The sequence below is a fragment of the Sphingobium sp. D43FB genome, from assembly GCF_002312805.1.
Taxonomy (GTDB): domain Bacteria; phylum Pseudomonadota; class Alphaproteobacteria; order Sphingomonadales; family Sphingomonadaceae; genus Sphingobium.
The window spans coordinates 1-393 of sequence record NZ_NMUA01000255.1 but is presented as its reverse complement, the minus strand read 5'-3'; the positions used below and the strand labels follow the sequence as shown (position 1 = coordinate 393).

Genomic DNA, 393 nt, shown 5'->3' with positions numbered 1-393 from the left:
TGACCGCCACCCCCATCCCCCGCACCCTGCTGCTGACGCAGTGGGGCGAGATGGCGGTGAGCCGGCTGGAGGGGCTGCCCGCGGGCCGCCAGCCAATCGTCACCCGCATCGTCAGCCGCGAGCGGCGCGAGGAGCTGGTGGCCCGGCTGCGCGCCGCCTTCGCACAGGGGCACCGCGCCTATTGGGTGGTGCGCGCCGTGGAGGAGGGCGAGAAGCACGACAAGGCCGCCGCCGAGACCACCTTCGCCGAGCTGGCCGCCATCTTCGGCGACAAGGTCCGCCTCGCCCATGGCGCGCAGAAGCTGGATGTGCGCGAGGCCGCCCTGCACGACTTCGCCGCCGGCCGCGCGCAGCTACTGGTGGCCACCACGGTGGTGGAGGTGGGGGTGGACG

Annotated in this window: 1 protein-coding gene; it reads left to right on the top strand. The window is 74.3% G+C overall.

All coding sequences use genetic code 11. The features are described from left to right. On the top strand, positions 1-393 hold a 393-nt coding region (locus tag SxD43FB_RS24275; RefSeq protein WP_275542517.1), incomplete at both ends, for a helicase-related protein.